At 30.2% G+C, this 18,544-nt stretch carries 25 protein-coding genes; all 25 read left to right on the top strand.

Translation table 11 applies throughout. The features are described from left to right. Nucleotides 1–49 precede the first annotated feature (49 nt). The 25 genes from GBO31_RS04685 (at nucleotide 50) to GBO31_RS04565 (ending at nucleotide 18,534) form a co-directional block, all read left to right on the top strand. Nucleotides 50–622 (top strand): Crp/Fnr family transcriptional regulator, encoded by a 573-nt coding sequence (locus GBO31_RS04685; protein WP_219007163.1) that lies wholly within the window; start codon nucleotides 50–52, stop codon nucleotides 620–622. A gap of 177 nt (nucleotides 623–799) precedes the next feature. Then, the gene (locus tag GBO31_RS04680; protein ID WP_219007162.1) at nucleotides 800–1,288 is read left to right on the top strand and encodes a luciferase family protein; all 489 of its coding nucleotides are present in this window, start codon (nucleotides 800–802) and stop codon (nucleotides 1,286–1,288) included. A 20-nt stretch (nucleotides 1,289–1,308) separates the two neighbouring features. Further along, a complete protein-coding gene (locus tag GBO31_RS04675; protein WP_219007161.1) occupies nucleotides 1,309–2,421 on the top strand; it encodes an ABC transporter substrate-binding protein in 1,113 nt (370 codons plus the stop codon). 883 nt (nucleotides 2,422–3,304) lie between these two features. Further along, nucleotides 3,305–3,628, top strand: a complete 324-nt coding sequence (locus tag GBO31_RS04670) for a helix-turn-helix domain-containing protein (RefSeq protein ID WP_219007160.1) — start codon at nucleotides 3,305–3,307, stop codon at nucleotides 3,626–3,628. Between the two features lie 109 nt (nucleotides 3,629–3,737). Then, nucleotides 3,738–4,913 (top strand): serine hydrolase domain-containing protein, encoded by a 1,176-nt coding sequence (locus GBO31_RS04665; protein ID WP_219007159.1) that lies wholly within the window; start codon nucleotides 3,738–3,740, stop codon nucleotides 4,911–4,913. 172 nt (nucleotides 4,914–5,085) lie between these two features. Then, the gene (locus GBO31_RS04660; protein ID WP_219007158.1) at nucleotides 5,086–5,886 is read left to right on the top strand and encodes a class I SAM-dependent methyltransferase; all 801 of its coding nucleotides are present in this window, start codon (nucleotides 5,086–5,088) and stop codon (nucleotides 5,884–5,886) included. 9 nt (nucleotides 5,887–5,895) lie between these two features. Next, the gene (locus GBO31_RS04655; protein ID WP_246615766.1) at nucleotides 5,896–6,237 is read left to right on the top strand and encodes a hypothetical protein; all 342 of its coding nucleotides are present in this window, start codon (nucleotides 5,896–5,898) and stop codon (nucleotides 6,235–6,237) included. A gap of 1 nt (nucleotide 6,238) precedes the next feature. Then, on the top strand, nucleotides 6,239–6,634 hold the full coding sequence (locus GBO31_RS04650) for a DUF4345 domain-containing protein (protein ID WP_219007157.1): 396 nt from the start codon (nucleotides 6,239–6,241) through the stop codon (nucleotides 6,632–6,634). Nucleotides 6,635–6,941: 307 nt separating this feature from the next. Beyond that, on the top strand, nucleotides 6,942–7,460 hold the full coding sequence (locus GBO31_RS04645) for a sigma-70 family RNA polymerase sigma factor (RefSeq protein ID WP_219007156.1): 519 nt from the start codon (nucleotides 6,942–6,944) through the stop codon (nucleotides 7,458–7,460). Nucleotides 7,461–7,626: 166 nt separating this feature from the next. Next, nucleotides 7,627–8,418 (top strand): LytTR family DNA-binding domain-containing protein, encoded by a 792-nt coding sequence (locus tag GBO31_RS04640; RefSeq protein WP_219007155.1) that lies wholly within the window; start codon nucleotides 7,627–7,629, stop codon nucleotides 8,416–8,418. 57 nt (nucleotides 8,419–8,475) lie between these two features. Continuing rightward, complete coding sequence (locus GBO31_RS04635; protein ID WP_219007154.1) at nucleotides 8,476–9,558, top strand: serine hydrolase domain-containing protein; 1,083 nt, start codon at nucleotides 8,476–8,478, stop codon at nucleotides 9,556–9,558. A 221-nt stretch (nucleotides 9,559–9,779) separates the two neighbouring features. Next, nucleotides 9,780–10,592 (top strand): AraC family transcriptional regulator, encoded by an 813-nt coding sequence (locus GBO31_RS04630; RefSeq protein WP_219007153.1) that lies wholly within the window; start codon nucleotides 9,780–9,782, stop codon nucleotides 10,590–10,592. Nucleotides 10,593–10,728: 136 nt separating this feature from the next. Beyond that, complete coding sequence (locus GBO31_RS04625) at nucleotides 10,729–11,109, top strand: VOC family protein (RefSeq protein ID WP_219007279.1); 381 nt, start codon at nucleotides 10,729–10,731, stop codon at nucleotides 11,107–11,109. Between the two features lie 66 nt (nucleotides 11,110–11,175). After that, nucleotides 11,176–11,763, top strand: a complete 588-nt coding sequence (locus GBO31_RS04620; protein ID WP_219007152.1) for an O-methyltransferase — start codon at nucleotides 11,176–11,178, stop codon at nucleotides 11,761–11,763. Between the two features lie 32 nt (nucleotides 11,764–11,795). Further along, complete coding sequence (locus GBO31_RS04615) at nucleotides 11,796–12,041, top strand: hypothetical protein (RefSeq protein WP_219007151.1); 246 nt, start codon at nucleotides 11,796–11,798, stop codon at nucleotides 12,039–12,041. A 146-nt stretch (nucleotides 12,042–12,187) separates the two neighbouring features. Next, on the top strand, nucleotides 12,188–12,688 hold the full coding sequence (locus GBO31_RS04610) for a GNAT family N-acetyltransferase (RefSeq protein ID WP_219007150.1): 501 nt from the start codon (nucleotides 12,188–12,190) through the stop codon (nucleotides 12,686–12,688). 126 nt (nucleotides 12,689–12,814) lie between these two features. Continuing rightward, nucleotides 12,815–13,708: a TolB family protein gene (locus GBO31_RS04605; protein WP_219007149.1), complete on the top strand. Its 894-nt coding sequence runs from the start codon at nucleotides 12,815–12,817 to the stop codon at nucleotides 13,706–13,708. A gap of 76 nt (nucleotides 13,709–13,784) precedes the next feature. Continuing rightward, the gene (locus tag GBO31_RS04600; protein WP_219007148.1) at nucleotides 13,785–14,348 is read left to right on the top strand and encodes a Crp/Fnr family transcriptional regulator; all 564 of its coding nucleotides are present in this window, start codon (nucleotides 13,785–13,787) and stop codon (nucleotides 14,346–14,348) included. A 66-nt stretch (nucleotides 14,349–14,414) separates the two neighbouring features. After that, nucleotides 14,415–14,795 carry a hypothetical protein gene (locus GBO31_RS04595; protein ID WP_219007147.1) on the top strand — a complete coding sequence of 127 codons (381 nt, stop codon included), beginning with the start codon at nucleotides 14,415–14,417 and terminating at the stop codon, nucleotides 14,793–14,795. Between the two features lie 52 nt (nucleotides 14,796–14,847). Then, a complete protein-coding gene (locus GBO31_RS04590; protein WP_219007146.1) occupies nucleotides 14,848–15,414 on the top strand; it encodes a Crp/Fnr family transcriptional regulator in 567 nt (188 codons plus the stop codon). A gap of 83 nt (nucleotides 15,415–15,497) precedes the next feature. After that, entirely contained in the window at nucleotides 15,498–15,968 is a 471-nt protein-coding gene (locus tag GBO31_RS04585; RefSeq protein ID WP_219007145.1) for a carboxymuconolactone decarboxylase family protein, read from the top strand. Nucleotides 15,969–16,288: 320 nt separating this feature from the next. Further along, complete coding sequence (locus tag GBO31_RS04580) at nucleotides 16,289–16,693, top strand: helix-turn-helix domain-containing protein (RefSeq protein WP_219007144.1); 405 nt, start codon at nucleotides 16,289–16,291, stop codon at nucleotides 16,691–16,693. Nucleotides 16,694–16,724: 31 nt separating this feature from the next. Then, nucleotides 16,725–17,120, top strand: a complete 396-nt coding sequence (locus GBO31_RS04575) for a VOC family protein (protein ID WP_219007143.1) — start codon at nucleotides 16,725–16,727, stop codon at nucleotides 17,118–17,120. A 51-nt stretch (nucleotides 17,121–17,171) separates the two neighbouring features. After that, nucleotides 17,172–17,552, top strand: a complete 381-nt coding sequence (locus GBO31_RS04570) for a VOC family protein (RefSeq protein ID WP_219007142.1) — start codon at nucleotides 17,172–17,174, stop codon at nucleotides 17,550–17,552. An 88-nt stretch (nucleotides 17,553–17,640) separates the two neighbouring features. After that, nucleotides 17,641–18,534: an MBL fold metallo-hydrolase gene (locus tag GBO31_RS04565; protein ID WP_219007141.1), complete on the top strand. Its 894-nt coding sequence runs from the start codon at nucleotides 17,641–17,643 to the stop codon at nucleotides 18,532–18,534. Nucleotides 18,535–18,544: the final 10 nt, after the last annotated feature.

Genomic DNA, 18,544 nt, shown 5'->3' with positions numbered 1-18,544 from the left:
TAGAATATCAATCATTACCTTTAATTCGAAGTTGTCCAGGATAAATTAAATGCAAGAAATTACAAATCATATCAAAAGTATAGTGTCAATTTCTGACCAAAAACTATCAATTATATTGAATAAGTTGACATTAAAGGAGTTTTCAAAAAAGGAGCACCTACTAAATATAAATCAATACACTAAAGAAGTATATTTTATAGTAAAAGGTTGTACTAGAACGTATGTATACGATCTAAATGGTGTAGAACATAATATTACTTTTGCTATGGAAAACTGGTGGTTTGGAGATTTACAAAGTTTTATCAAAGAAACACCTGCTTCATTTAATATACAAGCATTAGAACCCACAACTACACTATCAATAAGCAAAGGGAATTGGGATTATTTAGTCAAAGAAATTCCTGAGTTTGCTATGTATACAAGAGTTTTATTCAGGAATACTATGTTTTCTCATGAAAACAGAATCTTACAAAACCTTTCCTTCACTGCAGAAGAGCGCTATTCATTTTTCCTAAAGAAGTATCCAAATTTAGCCCAAAGAATTTCACAAAAACACATGGCTAGTTATCTTGGAATAACACCCGAATTTTTAAGCATGTTACGAAATAAGATAAGAAAGTAATTTCTTAAACTATCTTAAGTTTTTTATCCGTCTGACGATTGAACTTTGTCTCTAGAAATTAGGATGAAGTAAAATGCTATGAAGACTATTAAAAAACTGCCTTTTCGAACAATTGTTCTTCTCTTCATATTCATTTTTTCCTTGTCGCAAATAGTTAAAAATCAAACAAAAAGAAAAATGGATACTCACATAACCCTAGGAAACCTTCCTGTAAGAGATGGTGTTCGACCGAAAACAACGGATACAAACCCTCATATGCAATTAAGTCAACAACCTGAAGATCTCTCTTTTGTTAAAGAGTTAAAAGATTGGGCTTTTACATTAAACCATATTGAACAAAAACCAAGTGCTATTTCTGTTCCTGGATCAATCGCCATGTATATGAAGGAAGACCATAAATGTAAAAACTGTAATGCTTTTATGGTTGGATCTGAATTTGCGCATTTTCATCCGCATCCTGACTATAGCATGCATTTAGGAGTTTCTGAAAAAGATGCTGAATTAATTATTATCAATGGTTGGGGAGAATGGCATCCATTGATAAAAAGAGGATACCTGCCACCAAATATAATTATGATGTACGCTCCTCGAAATCAAAATGAACTAGAAGTTGCCAAATTTATTGTAAAACGTTCTTACGACTTTGCCTTAGGAAAAATTAAATAATCACTCTAAATAAAAATAAAATGAAACTCATAAAGAATAGTATTATTGTTATAGTTATCGCTGCATTTTCTTGGAACTCATTTGCACAAAACACTAAAGGTTCAGCATATGTAGAGATCGAAACAAGAACTTTAGATGAATTATATAAAGCTGCTCTGGAAGAAGGAGGAGAATTCATTCTTCGTGCTGGTGGAGATAAATCTGATCAAATTGATTACTACTTGGATATGTTTAAAAAACGTTTCCCAAAGTTAAAAGTTACCCATTCTGTAGATGTAAGTATAAATCACGCGCCTCGTTATGACAATGCTAGAGCTACTGGAGGTCAAAAGAATATCCCAGATGTCATACAATTTCAAACCTTACATAGATTTACTTACTATACAGAACAAGGTTTTTTAGATTCATACAAACCAAAAAACTGGGACAAAGTTTTTCCTGATTACAAAGATCCTCATGGACATTGGACTGGTCTTTATGGAGTTACCTTTAGTAATTATGTTAATACGGATATAATTCCTGCTGAAAAAGCTCCAAGAGACGCAATGGATTATCTAGATCCTGATCTAAAAGGGAAAGTTATTTTGACATACCCTCATGATGACGATGCAGTGCTTTACCAATTTTGGAATCTAAAAGAAATGTATGGTTGGGAATATTTAGAAAAGTTAGTCGCTACGAAACCTGTATGGGTTCGTGGTACTGCTATGCCCTATGTTGCTATAAACAATGGTTGGTATGGAGCGAGTTTTACAACATTCTGGGCATTTGAACCCATTCCTGGTATGAATACACGATTTCAATTTCCAGAAAAAGACTACTTTTTGACTTGGTTTCAAGCCGCCGGAATTCCAACACAAGCTAAACACAAAGCTGCAGCTAAACTTTATTTAAATTGGATGCTCTCTGAAGAATTTCAAACAAAGTGGCTTCAATTTCCCGTAAGAAGAGATGTAAATGCTCCTGCCGGAAATAAGTCTGTTCATCATCATAATACTTCACCAGCAGATTTTCATCGTTGGTTATTAAAACGCGACATCGTAGAAAGATTCCGAATGCAAATGTTACATCTCATTGGACCAGTTAAAGGCCCTACTCCAATAGATATTGATTACAGTAAAAAACCAGAATAGATTTATAAAATTACCCGAAAAAATTAAAAGCATGAACGCTATCAGTTTATGCTTTTTTTATTCTTCTATATTTGTGTTAATTTAATTTGTGATGGATTTTTCGATTTTAGCCGTAACAACAATATGCATACTATTTATTTCCCTTTTATTGGCATTATTTTTATTCACAGTTAAAACTTCCAATAAAAAAGCAAATACATTTTTAGGAATGTATTTTTTAGTTTTTGCTATCCATATTAGTGTTTTCTTCTATTCAAAATATATTATTCTGCCGCCTGTTTTAGAAATGCTTCGCGATCATATCGCCTTTTTCACAAGCCCCTTGTTGTTTTTATATGTTGTATCTTCTATATATTCAGATTTTGAATTGAAACCTAAACATCTATTACATATAATTCCATTTGTTATCCAAATATTAATATTTTCTCCAAGGTTTTATTTTGCAAATACAAAAACAAAAAACTTTCTAGTTGAAAACTTGAATCACCTTATCGAAGGTAAATTATCAATTGCTTTCGGTTTATCGGTTTCTCTTTTTTATTTAATTCTAATATTACTAGAATTAAGAACATATAAAAGATTGTTATTTGAAAATTATTCGAATAAATCCGTCTTTAACTTCAAATGGCTTTATCAATTATTTATACTGTTAGGTATTATCTTCTGCTTCTCATTTTTTAAACAGATCTATAAATTAGTTGGAACCGATATCGAAACCTTAAATATTTTAAGATTAGTTCTTACACTAGCTTTAGTTGGCTTTTTAACATGGATAGTTTTAAAAAGTATGTATCAACCACATTTATTCCGAAATATCAATTCTAATCACCTATTAATAAAGAATAATACTAGTGAACATCTAAAGAAAAACGTTGATAAAAACATGAATAAAATATTAGCGTTTATGAACGATAAAGAGCCTTATCTAGATGCATCCTTAACATTACAAGATCTTGCTAACCGATTAGAAATGCCAAGTCGTGAAGTCTCAATTCTAATTAATCTAAATCTAGATCAACATTTTTTTGATTTTGTAAATCATTATAGAATTAAAAAAGCTGAGAAAATGTTGGCCAATTCCAAAGGAGAAAATTTGACCATTCAACAAATTATGTATGATGTAGGATTTAATTCTAAATCATCTTTTTATACAGCCTTTAAAAAGAAAACTGGTATGACTCCATCTGAATATAAAAAGAATCATTAATTTCTTGGATGACTTCATAATTTAATTAAAAAAGGTTCGATTACATGAAGTCGAACCTTTTTTAAGAACCATATGTTTTGATTTGTTCTTGTATTAAAATCAGAACAATATGAAAAAATCATTTTTAACGACCCTATCAATTTTATGTCTCTATTCAAGTTGTATATCTCAAGAAAAAAAAGAAAGAAAAGTAATCGTTCATAATAATAAATCCGTTGAAATTTATAGTGATGCTATCCATAAAGAAATAAAGCAAATCATAGACAAAAACGCCAAAGAAACTTTAAAAGATCCTTTAATAAATTCATTATCTATTGGACTTTATATAGACAATGTTTCTTTTAATTTTAATTATGGTGAACTAACAAAAGGAAAAAGAGACATTCCAACAAATAAGACTATATATGAAATAGCTTCTATCACAAAAACATTTACAGGTACTTTGGCTGCACAAGCTGTTTTAGAAGGGAAATTGAATCTGGAAGATGATATAAGAAAATATCTACCAAAACCGTATCCTAATTTAGAGTATCATGGAATACCCATCAAAATAAAACACTTATTAACACATACAAGTGGATTGCCAAGTGGAATTTTAGGGATGAGTGAAATCCGAACGGATCTTAACGAAATTGAATTTAATAAAGCGTATACAAATCTTGAAGACAAACAAACCAAACCCAAATTCTTAAATCAATTATCTACATATAAAATGACTGAAGAACCTGGAAAATTATTTAAATATTCAAATTCAGGAACCAATTTAATGGGATATATTTTAGAATTGGTATACAACAAGCCTTTTCAAGAGCTCGTAATGGATGAAATTATTTCAAAAGCAAAAATGAATGACACTCATTTTCATGTACCAAGTAATAAACAACATAGATTAGCAAATGGATATTTATTAGATAAGCCTATGCCCCAATCTAACCTTTCCAAAACACTTTGGGGTGCTGAAGGAGCACTAAAATCTACAACCTCAGACATGTTAAAATATATTCATTATCAATTTAAGAATCAGGAGATTGTTAGAGAATCTCACAAAAAGATCTTCGAAATCGATACTGATTATTGGATAGGATATTACTGGTGGATTATCAGTAATCAACATCATGATTTGCATTTTAGACATGACGGTGGAATTTCTAGAGCAAAGAGCGTATTGACAATCTTTCCAGAAAAGAAAATAGGAATTTCAATTTTTACCAACCAATCTTCTATGAAGGTAAATCAAAAACTAAGTGATTTAACCTATTACATCTATAATGATCTTAAAAAGTAGTTATAAAATGGCTGTCTTATGTATTTGTCTTTAGCATAGTCATTATAGAATTTAAAAATCTAAAAAACAAAAACACAGCTACTAAATTCAAACTGAATACATCACCCAAATTCATTACATTTTTCTATCTTTCAGTTATGGTTTATTATCACTCAAAAGCATATATAAAAAGATGGAAGCAAAATATAATCAAATAGGTATTGACTACAATGCAACTAGAAAAGCGGATCCATTTTTAACGGTTAAGCTCTTAGCACATCTGCAACCACAGGAAAAAGGTTTATACTTAGATATTGGTTGCGGAACTGGTAATTATACCAATGAGTTTCAAAAAAAAGGATTTGATTTTATAGGTATTGATCCATCTAAACTAATGTTAGAAAAAGCAAAGCTGAAGAATCCAGAAATAGATTGGAGAATTGGTACTGCAGAGAATACAGGTTTACCGAATGATTATGTTAACGGAATTATAGGTTCTCTGACCATACATCATTGGAAAGATCTAAACACTGGATTTTCAGAATTGTATAACGTATTGCAACCTAATGGAAAAATCGTCATCTTCACCTCTACTCCAAAACAAATGAAAGGGTATTGGCTAAATCATTATTTCCCAAAAATGTTAGTTGATTCTATCTTTCAGATGCCAAGTTTAGAAAGTGAAACAACTGCAATGATAAAAAGTGGCTTTGAAATCAAAGAATTTGACAAATATTTTATTCAACCTGATTTAGAAGATAAATTTCTTTATTGTGGTAAACAAAATCCTGAATTATACTTCGATCCACAAATAAGACAAGGTATTTCATCTTTCTCCTCTTTAGCAAATAAAACTGAGGTCGAACAAGGGTTAAAAAGTCTAAGAGAAGATATCGACAGTGGTAAGATTTCGGAAATAATAAAATCCTATAAAAATGATTTAGGAGACTACCTATATATAATTGCTCAAAAACCAAGCATTCACAATCACTAATCAAAACATATGAAGTTGAATTTAAACGATAAAAAATTCGTAACCACTGAAAATAAAAGTGGAATATCATCGAATGAAACCATTTTTCATTACTTCCAAGATGGATCCATAATTACGGGAAGTTATATGGGTGGATCTATACAAAAAGGAAGCATTGTCGGTAAGCAAACTAGTGATTCAGAAATTGAACTTCTATATCAATGCATCACCACTGAAGGAGAACTAAAAGCAGGAGAATCCAAAGGAATAATCTCAAAAACACCACATGGAAAACTGAAATTAACGTTTAACTGGAATTGGCTTAATGGAGATTTATCTGGCGGAAAATCAGAATATATAGAAACTGTTTAAAATGAATTGGATTTATAAGAACTTCCATCTTATGATTTCTTTGATTATTGTAATTCCAACAGCAATTATCTATGGTACGCCATCACTTCTCACAAAACAACTGGATATTCAAGTCCATACCATTGATCTTTCAAATATGCTAAAAGCAAATATGTGTTTGTATTTAGGAATTTCATGGGTATGTATTTTAGGAATTTGGAAAACTACATTTTGGAAAAAAGCTACCGAACTGAATATCTTGTTTATGCTAACCTTAGGGATTGGACGAGTTTTAAGTATGATAGTAGATGGGATACCAACTGATGGCTATATTTTTGGGGTTATAGCTGAAATCATGATAGGATTTTTATCTATTTATCAATTAAAAAAATATAACTCAAAATCGAATTCTTTGTAAAAACTAGTTGATTACAGATGATAAAATAAAAATAGTATCTATCTTTATTTCAGTAGTTAGAACTAGATAGCAAGAAAAAAATTAAAAAAAATGTATCTTTTTTAATACTTGTTAGTCTCCTTATTGAATTATTAAATTTGATATTATGAATAACTGTAAATGTATTGACTGTTCTTGCCCCAACTGCGATTGCAATAATTGTCTAAAAAATAGTTGCGCTTGCTCGAAATGTGAATGCAATAATTGCGACTGTTGCTAAATAAAAATATAGGTTGGTTCAGATACCAGCCTATATAATTTTAGGAATATGAAGACCATAGAAATTTGGAACAATTTTAATGATGAGCTTTACTTTTTTATCCTTAAAAAAGTGAAGTCTACCAATGTAGCAAACGATGTGTTTCAAAATACCTTCTTGAAAATTCATAAAAACATTTCTACCCTTAAAGAAGATAAAAAAGTAAAAGCCTGGGTTTTTCAAATTGCCCGTAACGAAATAACGAATTACTTCAATGCGGAATCCAGCTATAGAAGTAAAGTAAATAATAGTGAAGAAATTTCTTTACAAGAAGCTCAATTTGTATGCTGTTTTGATAAATTTATAGATGACCTACCAGAAATCTACAAAGAAGTTATCGAGATGATTTATATCAAAGGATACAAACAAAAAGATGTTGCAAAAACATTAGAAATAAGCCTAGAAAACACGAAAGTAAGAATTAAAAGAGCTAAAGACATACTAAAAAATAGATTCAAAGATTGCTGCAAATACGAGTTTGATAAACAAGGAAAGTTGATTGGAGAATCTGACTGTTCGATATGCTAATATCTCATAGCTCCTAAATACATTTAAAAATGACATCTTGTTATTTCAACTAATAACGAAGTGAAGTTATCTTCAATATCTTTTCTCAAAGACCATGATTTCTTTTTCAGTATCTTTATCTAAAGATTTGTAATTTTAGTTTACTATTTGTAAGTCTCAAGGTATATTGAATTCCCTAAAATTAAATACTTCATATAAACATCATGCTGTTGTAGGACTTATTATGTCTCTTTGGCTTATCTCTTTTTTGGTTCTCATTGCTCCTTTCGATATAGCAGAGCTGCCTTTTTTAATTCGTTTAGAAATATTACCCTTCTATGGATTTATATCTTTACTAAGCTATTTAATCCTAATCCCCATACAGAATTGGGTGTATCATAAATGGAATACTTGGTCTATTTATTTAGAAATTATTCTAATTCTTGTATTTAACATATTAGTACTGACTGGAAGTTTCTTATACTATAAAACAGAATTGGTAAATGGTGAATACTCATTTACCAAATTTTCACTTGAAGTCTATACTCCGATTTTTCTAGTTTTATTACCGATTCTTTTAATATCTAGGTGGTATTTAAACAAAAAACACACTCAAAAAGAACCTGATTCTATCATTTTAAAGGGTGAAAACAGACTGGATATTCTAAAATTAACATTAGAAGATTTAATTTGTATTTCTAGTGCTGATAATTATGTAGAGGTTTCTTATATATTAAACAATGAACTTTCCACTAAGTTATTACGGACAACTTTAAAAACCGTTCATTCGCAACTWCCACAATTGTTAAAAACACACCGATCTCATCTTATAAATCCTATTCATTTTAAAGAATGGAAAAATTCAAATACGATACTAGTAACCTACAAAGAAATACCTGTGTCTAAAAAATATATAAATGATGTAAGAGCTATGAATCATTCACCCCTAAAAACGAATCATTCCTCCCTAAGCGTTTAAAATCAACCTTTTTGACCTATTCCATTTATATTTTTGGATTCCATAAAAATTCAAAAAATGAAAAACTATTGTATTGTATTCTTCTTCCTAATGCTTTCGCATTTTGGAATTTCTCAAACCGAAAAAGATGATGTAAAATCATTATTAGAAACCATTGTATCAAAAAATCAAGTAATGGGTGTATCTGCAGGATACTCTGTAAATGAAAAAATAATAGACCAAGCTGCTTCAGGTTATGCTAATAAAAAGGATAATATAAAGTTTGATCTAGACACCAGGGTGAGAATGGGCTCCATAGCAAAACCAATGACTGCACTAGCAATAATGCAATTAGTCGAACAAGGTAAATTAGATTTGGATGTTCCTATTCAAACGTATATCCCAGAGTATCCTAAGCAAAAAACAACTCAAATTACAACGCGACATTTATTATCTCATACTTCTGGGATCTCTGGTTACAAAAACGCATCAGAATCTAATACTACTAAAGAATATACTTCACTTAGTCGAGCTCTTGATATATTTAAAAATAGAGACTTACTTTTTGAACCTGGTACTCAATATAGCTATACAACTTATGGGTATACTGTATTAGGAGTTATTATAGAAAATGTTTCTGGATTATCTTTTGAAAACTACATGCAAAAAAACATTTGGGATAAAGCACAAATGACGAATACTGGTGTCGAAAAGTTTAAAAAATCTTATGCTAATAAATCTCAATTATATAATCGTAATAAAGGAAAAGGTAAGGCAAAACTTGCTAAAGAAAACAATGTAAGCAATCGTATACCCGCTGGAGGTTTTTACACAACTGTCGGTGATATGTTAAAGTTTGGAAATGCAGTACTCAATAACATTTTTGTACAAGAACGTACGTTTACGATCATGAGAGAACATCATAGCTTGGAAAAAGAAAATAACGCCTACGGATTTGGATGGTTTTTATATAGTCAAAAACCAAATGAAGGTGCTATTATCGGTCATCCTGGAGCACAAATAGGATGTACTTCTTTTCTGTTTATAGTACCTAGTAAAAAGACAGTTAGTGTTATTCTTTCCAATACTTCAAGAGCTCAAAGCAAGATAGACCCTATTGCTAATCAATTACTAAATCTTGCATTAAATGCAGCTAAATGATATTATGTATTTTATTTTTTTATAAGTTTAGTAGGAAATCAAAAACACTTATTATTGCTATATATCTATAATATTATAAGTGAACCGTAAATAATCATAATTGAAGGAAATTAGTATTAAAAAAGGTGAGGTATTACAGAAAATCGGATATTTAGAATAAAAAACTAATCCAAGCTATTCGAAGTTTACCTCTCTTATTTATAATGTAGAATACTATAATTTTGAAAGAACTGACACCTATAAAAAACTATTACAAACCTATTCAGCCAACTGTAAAGACTGGAAATGATGCTATTATATATCTAGAAGTTCAACCCAGTAAAGAAATCCAGAATTTTGTTTATTGCTTTTGGCAACTGAAAACAATAAACAAAATCAATCAACCATTTATCTACAGAGTGGTTTCTGATGGATGTATTGACATTTTTTTCAATCATAATCAATCTTCAGAAAATTTTGTAATGGGGTTTTGTAGAAAGTATACCGAATTTCCAATTGGTAGATCCTTTGATTACATAGGAATACGTTTCTTACCTACTGCCTTTCCTCTTTTATTTGCTGTAAACGCAAAAACTTTAAGTAATAAATCCATAGAATTAAGACAAATTTTACCAGCACKTTCATCATGGATTTCTTCTACTATAAAACCATCACAATCTTTTGAAAAAATAGTCTTCCATTTAAATGAGAAATTAACTTACTTAGTAACACAACAAAATTTTGACTTGGATAAACGTTTTTTCAATGCATTAAATCTCATCTTTGAAAAAAATGGTTTCCTGAATACTGAAGAAGAACTAAATACAGGGCTAAGCTCTAGACAACTTCGCAGGATTTTTAATTTTCATATAGGAACAACAGCCAAAACCTTTAGCAATGTTGTACGTTTTCAATACATTTTAAGCGCAAAACCTTCTGCACAAAGTCTTAAAGAAAATAAACTTTACTATGATGTTGGTTTTTTTGATCAAGCTCATTTCATTAAAAGTTTTAAGCACTTCTATGGTGTAACTCCTTCTAAAGCCTTTCAGTAGATGTTGTCCAATTTTTACAATTTCTTATAAACCTCCTCTTCTAAATTTGCTGCTATAAAATATTAAAATGAGAATCTTATTAGTAATCGCATTTTCACTGATCCTTAGTGGAACAAATGCTCAAACGCATCTTAAAATGAAATTAAACGCAGGAATTATTACAGAAAAACTAGCTGAAACAAAAGAATTTTATACTAACATACTAGACTTTGGTGTGAGTTTTGAAAATGACTTCTATCTTCTATTACATACTCCCGATAAGTCGGCTGAAATTAGTTTTTTACAACCAAACCATCCTAGCCAAAAGCCTATTTTTCAATCCAAATTTAATGGTAAAGGAATGTATATAACCATAGAAGTTGAAGAAGTAGATAAAATGTACAAAACTCTTAAGGACAAAGGAGTTTCTATGGAAATTGACATTGTAGATGAACCTTGGGGAGATAGGCATTTTGCAATCATTGACCCAAATGGAATAGGGATAGACATCGTAACTTATACACAGCCAGAAGAGTAAACAATTAGAGGTTATATTATATTTCAATAGTAGAAATAATAAAGAGTTTACCAATAAGTTAAAAAAATGAATGATTTACATATTCTTGACAAACCAAAAATTTATGCAGAAATCGAATCTAAATGTACTGAAATTGGTTTTACAATGCCATCTGATGTATATATTGGAACTTTACTAAAAACATTGATCAGTTCTAAACCAAATGCTAACTTGCTTGAATTAGGCACTGGAATAGGACTATCTTTATCCTGGATGATAGATGGAATGGATGATGGTTCCAAATTGATATCTGTTGATAATGATCCTAAACTAATTGAAATAGCAAAGGGTTTCTTTGGACAGAATCCACAAATCGAAATTATTTGTGCAGATGGAACTGAATGGATTAAAAATTATAATGGAGATAAGTTTGACCTGATTTTTGCAGATGCATGGCCAGGAAAGTACAGCGAGATTGATGAAATCATGGAATTGGTTACTATTGGTGGTTTTTATGTTATAGATGATATGACACCACAACCCAATTGGCCAGAAGGACATCAAGAAAAAGCTCTTAAATTAATCGAGTATTTAGAAAGTCGTGAGGATGTAAGCTTAACTAAAATGAACTGGTCAACAGGAATTATTATAGCTACAAAAAAGTTAATCAAATAGAGTATCTCATCAAATATTGTAATACGTAAAAAATGGATAAAGCAATACTGGATATTATACATAGAGATTTTAACGTTGAAGAAACCGAATTAGTAATCAGTGAACTGTCTTCAATTGGCTTACATCACGTTATGGCTGAATCTGAATATAATTTAAAAAATACTCGACTATCAGTTCTAAAGTTAGCTAAAGGTGATTTAAAAGAAGTTATTGAATTAACCAAAAGTGCAAAAATCGACTTTCGCGATGTGATTATGTGGGCAACTCAAATAGAATAAGTCTCTTACATAAAAAGCATACACTAATCATTCCTTAAAACTAAACGCTTCATAAGAATTCATTATCTTTCGGTTATAGCCAGTAATCATTATCCATTTGCCCAATAAATTATAACTAAGAAGTTAGCAATAACCAATGTATCCAAATGATAAAATTAAGAACAGCTACCATTCATGATCTTGATCTATTACAATATTGGGACACGAAACAGCACGTAATAGATTGTGATCCGGATGATGAATGGAACTGGGAATTTGAACTAAACAGAAATCCTGAGTGGAGAGAACAATTCGTTGCGGAACTTGATGGGATACCAATTGGTTTTATTCAAATCATTGATCCTTTTTTAGAAGAAACTCATTATTGGGGAGATGTTGGCCCTCATAAAAAAGCCATTGATATATGGATTGGAGAAGAAAAAAATCTAAACAAAGGATATGGAACAAAAATGATGGAAATTGCCATTGAAAAATGTTTTAGTGACCAATCTATTGATAGCATTTTGATTGACCCATTAAAATCTAATATCAAAGCACAACGGTTTTATAAAAGATTAGGATTTGAATTTTTAGAAGAAAGAAAATTTAACGACGCATCTTGCATGGTTTATGAATTAAAAAAGAATAGATTAGCTAATCTAACTTAAAAATTGTAACCGAAATTAAAGTACCCGTTCTTTAAACATATAATAACAAAAACGGTTAGAGTCTATACTCCAACCGTTTTTTGTTTAAATTCGTAGTTCATCATCAATAAAACACTTTAATTCATCATGATCTCATCTATTTTTAAAAAGCTCATTTTCGTTTTCGCTTATATTTTAGTTTGCCATACAATCACTGCGCAAGAAGATCAATGTGATTATTATAATTTATCAAAACCGAAAGCTATTCCACAAGATTTTAATCCTGAAATATTAGATCTGAATGGTAGTTTCAAATTCAATGTTGAGATTAAAAAATGTGATGAAATTTATTTCACTACCATTACCTCAAGCGAAAACATTTTCTTTTCAAAAAAGCAAAATGAAAAATGGAGCAAACCAAACATTGCCTCCTTTTCTGATCCTAATTATAATGACGCTGATCCATTTTTATCCAAAGATGGAAATAGAATGTATTTTATTTCAAAAAGACCAACACATACCACAGATAAAAAACTAGATTATAATATTTGGTATGCAGATAAAAAAGATGATCAATGGGCAAAACCAAAACCATTGCCAAAGCCTATTAACTCAGATGATTTTGATGAGTACTTCTTCTCTATTTCAGATAATGGCAATGCCTTTTTCTCATCAAACAGAAAAGGTGGTGAAGGTTCCTTCGACATCTACACAACTAAAGTATTAGATAATAATCAGTTCTCAGCACCACAAAATGCTGGAAGACCAATAAGTACTGAAAAATATGAATTTGACCCATATATTTCTCCTAATGAAGACTTCATTATCTTCTCAATAAATGAAAAAGGCAATAGTAGTCTATATTTTAGTTATAAAAACAAAGATGATAATTGGAGTGAACCGCAAAATTTAGGAGATAAAATTAATGTAACTAATCAAGATTTTGCTCCTTCACTTTCTGCCGATGGAAAATTTATATTCTTTTCAAACAATGGGAAATTAAGATGGGTAAGTACTGATATATTAAAAAGTCTTCAATAATTTGTTAGTTCTCTCCTACTTTAGAACATCTATAAGAAATTTTAATCTAATTCGTATTTGGAATTCATCAAAATAAATGGAAAAATTAAAAAACTGTATTTCAAGTCAAATTTCTATCGATAAAGATTCAATGGATGCTATTCTTTCAGCTTTTGAACCCTTAAAAATAAGCAAAGGAGAGTTTTTACTCGAGGCTGGAAAAATTTGTCGGAAAATGGCATTTATCGATTCCGGTTATATGAGAATGTATGATATCGCAGATGGAAAGGAAATCACATTATGGATCGGCAGTGAAGGTAAGTTCATAACATCCTTAAGCAGTTTCGTTTTTGAGACAACTAATCATTGGAATATACAAGCAATTACAGACTGCACTCTTTTTGTTATCAATAGAGAAGATCATTTTAAACTAACTAAAACCAATCCTAAGTGGTTAGAATTTGACAATATTTTATTAGCTAATTCTTTTGCACTATTAGAGAATAAGATGTTTTCTCAATTACATACTACAGCCAAACAACGTTATGATCAATTAATTAGCGAAGAACCTGAACTTTTTAAGCATGTTCCTTTACAATATATAGCTTCTATGATCGGAATCGCACCAGAATCTCTAAGTAGGTTGCGAAGAATACATTAATTAACATTTGTCAAGAGAGATTCTATATTGTTTATAGAAATTTACGGTAATAAAATTTCAAACAAAATGAATCAACTACAAAAAGCTTTACAAACTAATGCGCTATTCTCGATTACTTCTGGTATCATACTAATTCTATTAAATAAACAAATAGCTACATTATTTGGCACCACTAACAACACAGTGTTTTGGATTACTGGTTCGATATTAATCTATTTTTCAGCGACCATCTGGTATGAAATTAAAAAACAAAGAAGAAAGGCTATTATCTGGATTATTATCCAAGATTACGTTTGGGTTTTAGGAAGCATTATTCTGATGGTATTCAATCCTTTTGAACTTTCTAAAACAGGGATAATGATCATTGGTATTATTGCATTAATAGTTTTATTCATGGGAATAAATCAAATGGTTCAACTCAATAAAACAAAGACCAACATGGTATAAAAAATCTTGGCTATATTACTTTTTATATTACTTCTTCACCTAACTTTGAAGAATGGATGCTTTACGAAAATATATAGATCGTTATGTAGCTTTAGAAGATGCAGAATTTGATTTTTTTTATTCATTTTTAGAAGAAAAGACTTTTCAAAAACATGAATATATCCAACAATCAGGTAGTATTTGTACACATCATCATTTCATTATTGAAGGTCTAGTAAAAAGCTTCTATATAGATGACTCAGGTACAGAACGTATTGTGCAATTTGGGATCGAAAATTGGTGGGTTACAAATCTGGAAAGCTTTAAAAAGCAAGAACCATCATTAATCCAAATTCAAACTTTGGAAAAAACTACCGTTTTACGAATCAAAAAACAGGATCTTGATCTAGCTTTTAATAAAATCCCAAAAATTGAAAGGCTTTTTAGATTGATTTATGAAAACTGGCTAATTGCCGAGCAGCGCAAAGGTTTTTTTTACATGAAAACTTCTAGTAAAGATCGATATTTAGCATTGGTTGAATCTATTCCGAATTTTGTACAAAGAGTTCCTCAATATATGATTGCCTCTTATCTTGATATAACTCCAGAATACCTAAGTGAGTTGAGAAAATCACTTTAAAATTCCTTTCTTAAGATATCTTAATGAGATTCGATTTTTCGGACACTAAATTTGTTTCATTAATAATCTCAAAAGACAAAATAATGGAAAGAATACGTTATCAAGATCTTCCTAAAGGAATGTTTGATCATTTAATGGGAATAGAAGATTTTATCAATACATCAACACTAGATACAAAGTTACTAGAACTCCTAAGACTACTTGTAAGTCAAAAAAACGGATGTGCTTATTGTGTAGATATGCATCATAAATTATTAAAACATGAAGGAGAAACCGAACTAAGATTAGCATCCTTATGTGTCTGGGAAGAAACACCTTATTTTACTGATAAAGAAAGAGCAGTATTAAAATTTACAGAGACACTGACCGAACTTCAGAGAGCTCCAATTCCAGATGAAATATTTGATACCTTAACAAACTTCTTTTCTAAGGAAGAAATAAGCTATCTAACACTAGCTATATCACAAATTAATACATGGACTAGATTAATGAAAACATTCAAGTTTACACCTGGTAATTTTAAAATTCCACAACATGAGCAAGTCCAGAATTAAAAGTATTGTAAAACGTTCTTGATTCAATTTTTAGAAGCGTAAACCCCATAGGGGATTAATATTAGAATAGCGGTTTAGACATTCAACTAAATCGCTATTGTATTTATGAAAGTCCATCATTTCTAGAAAATTATATTCAAAACAACAGAAACCTATATAAAGCATGTTGAAACATGTATTGACTCAATTTCTTTTTTTAAATTTATTTTCGATATTGTAGAAGTATAAGCTAATAGTAAGTCTATAATTAGAATATCAGGGTTTCCTTAGATACTATAATTATAGATATAGCATTACTATAAATCCCGAACTAATTAGAAATGACATTCTACGAAAAAAAAGTAAATCAGGTAAAAAACAGCTGTTATTCTAATGATAAGCAGATTCAGACTGTTATAGAAACCCGTCATTTCATAGATACTAATTTTGATCAAGACTTAAACCTAGACTTTTTATCTCATATAAAATTCACTTCAAAATATCATTTACAAAGACTTTTCAAAAGATATTATGGACTGACACCAAGACAATATCTAATTGATAAACGTATTGAAAAATCCAAAGAAAATTTAAAAAACGGAATGACCGTTACAGAAACGTGTTTTGCTGTGGGTTTTGAAAGTTTAGGGTCTTTCAGTAAATTATTTAAAACAAAAACAGGAAAATCTCCTAGTAAATTTCAAAAAGAGCAAGTTTCGAGAAGTAATTTACATACAGACTTTTAAACTTTGGAAACTAAACTAAAATATTGAAAAGATGAAAGTAACATTAATTAGTATTCCTGTAAGAGATCAAGAAAAAGCCTTAAAATTTTATACAGAAAAGTTAGGTTTCTTGATAAAAAAAGATGCCCCGTTAGAAGGAGGAAATAGATGGATTACTCTTGTTTCTCCTGAATGGCAAGATGGGCCAGAACTATTACTAGAACCTGCACCTAACCATTTTGAACCATGTAAAGTTTTCCAAGATGCTTTGATGGAAGCTGGTTTCCCATATACTCAATTTGATGTAGATAGTGTTGAGGAAGAATACGAAAGACTTACAAAACTCGATGTTGATTTTAGTGTAAAGCCCACGGAAATGGGAACTGTAAAATTTGCCGTTTTTAATGATACCTGTGGTAATAACATTCAAATTGTAGAAACCCTTTAGAATAATAAACCGGATTAACATATATTGTGCTTTAATTATAAATCATCATATATGCTATTTGTATTCAATCATATTGCACTTTCAGTTAAAGACGTAGATGAGTCGGTTACATTTTATCAAGAAACGCTTTATTTAWAGGAAATTGAGAACACAGCATCAAATTCAAAAACTAGGTGGTTAGCTATTAGTAATGGAAAACAGTTACATCTAATTCCTCGACCAGATGAGGAGATTAAAACTACTAAAGCAGTGCATTTTGCCTTGTCTACTCCTGATTTAGATTCTTTTATTACACATTTAGATAAATTAAAAATTGAGTATTCCGATTGGCGCAACACACCTAACAAAGATTATGTTCGAAACGATGGAATCAAGCAAGTGTATTTTCAAGATCCTAATGGATATTGGATAGAAGTTAATAATGATATCTAATAAAAATATTTGGGTTAATTACCTTTAGCTATCATTAGAAACATTAGCTTATTTTCTAAAAGATTTATAAAAGCGATAAAGTACAATAGTGAAATATAATATCACATCATATTCGACAGCGTTATTTTCTACATGGATTAATGTAGAAGAACTGAATTTATTAATTGATGCAGGAGATGGACTCTCTGCAGGCTTGCTTCAGAAGTCTCGAAAAATTAAAAATGTATTCATTACACATCCTGACAGAGATCATCTAAATGGATTACCACAGTTTGTACAATTAAATGCTAGAGATGGTTTCCCAAGAATTCACTATCCAAAAGATTCTGGTTCATTCCCAGCAATGAGTAGTTTTCTTAAAAAATTCGATCCGCACGTAACTTCATCTTCTTGGGTTGGTATTGAAGATAGCTCAAGAGTAGAAATAAAAAACAATATTCTCGTTGAAGCCTTGCGCAATAAACATATAAAGGCTCCGCAAGGTGTTCATAAAAGTTTTGGTTATAAAGTATATGAAGTCAAGCATAAATTAAAAACTGAATTTCAATCAAAATCAAGCTCAGAAATAAAAGATATTGTAAACATCCACGGAAGAGAATTTATAACAGAAAAGATAGAGACTAACATTTTATCTTTTTCCGGAGATACGCCTGTTGACGACTATTCGAAATGGGATGGTTCAGAAATATTAATTCATGAATCTACATTTCTGAAAAACGAAGGAGATTCTCAAGTTGAATCCAAAGGAAATAAACACAGTAGAATTGATGAAGTTCTGCAAATGGTCAAAGAAATAAATATAGGCACGTTAATTCTTAATCATTTCTCAAGTCGATATTCTAAAGAAGAAATTGACAGTGCTGTTCTAAAATTGATTAAGGAGTATAAAATTCAAATTCCAGTTTTTCTAGTGTATCCTGGCGAGATCAAAAGAGATATTTTAAGAACTACCCCTATAAATGGGACAATGAACTCGGATTAATAAGATGTTC

Source organism: Aquimarina litoralis (assembly GCF_019295435.1).
Classification (GTDB): domain Bacteria; phylum Bacteroidota; class Bacteroidia; order Flavobacteriales; family Flavobacteriaceae; genus Aquimarina; species Aquimarina litoralis_A.
Note: the sequence above shows the minus strand (reverse complement) of the source record. Positions and strands in the feature narration are given on the sequence as shown.

What these genes read in the sequence shown, in the direction of transcription:
- GBO31_RS04685 (WP_219007163.1), top strand. Translation starts at nt 50, where the DNA reads ATGCAAGAAATTACAAATCATATCAAAAGTATAGTGTCAATTTCTGAC.
- GBO31_RS04680 (WP_219007162.1), top strand. Translation starts at nt 800, where the DNA reads ATGGATACTCACATAACCCTAGGAAACCTTCCTGTAAGAGATGGTGTT.
- GBO31_RS04675 (WP_219007161.1), top strand. Translation starts at nt 1,309, where the DNA reads ATGAAACTCATAAAGAATAGTATTATTGTTATAGTTATCGCTGCATTT.
- GBO31_RS04670 (WP_219007160.1), top strand. Translation starts at nt 3,305, where the DNA reads ATGAATAAAATATTAGCGTTTATGAACGATAAAGAGCCTTATCTAGAT.
- GBO31_RS04665 (WP_219007159.1), top strand. Translation starts at nt 3,738, where the DNA reads ATGAAAAAATCATTTTTAACGACCCTATCAATTTTATGTCTCTATTCA.
- GBO31_RS04660 (WP_219007158.1), top strand. Translation starts at nt 5,086, where the DNA reads ATGGAAGCAAAATATAATCAAATAGGTATTGACTACAATGCAACTAGA.
- GBO31_RS04655 (WP_246615766.1), top strand. Translation starts at nt 5,896, where the DNA reads ATGAAGTTGAATTTAAACGATAAAAAATTCGTAACCACTGAAAATAAA.
- GBO31_RS04650 (WP_219007157.1), top strand. Translation starts at nt 6,239, where the DNA reads ATGAATTGGATTTATAAGAACTTCCATCTTATGATTTCTTTGATTATT.
- GBO31_RS04645 (WP_219007156.1), top strand. Translation starts at nt 6,942, where the DNA reads ATGAAGACCATAGAAATTTGGAACAATTTTAATGATGAGCTTTACTTT.
- GBO31_RS04635 (WP_219007154.1), top strand. Translation starts at nt 8,476, where the DNA reads ATGAAAAACTATTGTATTGTATTCTTCTTCCTAATGCTTTCGCATTTT.
- GBO31_RS04625 (WP_219007279.1), top strand. Translation starts at nt 10,729, where the DNA reads ATGAAATTAAACGCAGGAATTATTACAGAAAAACTAGCTGAAACAAAA.
- GBO31_RS04620 (WP_219007152.1), top strand. Translation starts at nt 11,176, where the DNA reads ATGAATGATTTACATATTCTTGACAAACCAAAAATTTATGCAGAAATC.
- GBO31_RS04615 (WP_219007151.1), top strand. Translation starts at nt 11,796, where the DNA reads ATGGATAAAGCAATACTGGATATTATACATAGAGATTTTAACGTTGAA.
- GBO31_RS04610 (WP_219007150.1), top strand. Translation starts at nt 12,188, where the DNA reads ATGATAAAATTAAGAACAGCTACCATTCATGATCTTGATCTATTACAA.
- GBO31_RS04605 (WP_219007149.1), top strand. Translation starts at nt 12,815, where the DNA reads ATGATCTCATCTATTTTTAAAAAGCTCATTTTCGTTTTCGCTTATATT.
- GBO31_RS04600 (WP_219007148.1), top strand. Translation starts at nt 13,785, where the DNA reads ATGGAAAAATTAAAAAACTGTATTTCAAGTCAAATTTCTATCGATAAA.
- GBO31_RS04595 (WP_219007147.1), top strand. Translation starts at nt 14,415, where the DNA reads ATGAATCAACTACAAAAAGCTTTACAAACTAATGCGCTATTCTCGATT.
- GBO31_RS04590 (WP_219007146.1), top strand. Translation starts at nt 14,848, where the DNA reads ATGGATGCTTTACGAAAATATATAGATCGTTATGTAGCTTTAGAAGAT.
- GBO31_RS04585 (WP_219007145.1), top strand. Translation starts at nt 15,498, where the DNA reads ATGGAAAGAATACGTTATCAAGATCTTCCTAAAGGAATGTTTGATCAT.
- GBO31_RS04580 (WP_219007144.1), top strand. Translation starts at nt 16,289, where the DNA reads ATGACATTCTACGAAAAAAAAGTAAATCAGGTAAAAAACAGCTGTTAT.
- GBO31_RS04575 (WP_219007143.1), top strand. Translation starts at nt 16,725, where the DNA reads ATGAAAGTAACATTAATTAGTATTCCTGTAAGAGATCAAGAAAAAGCC.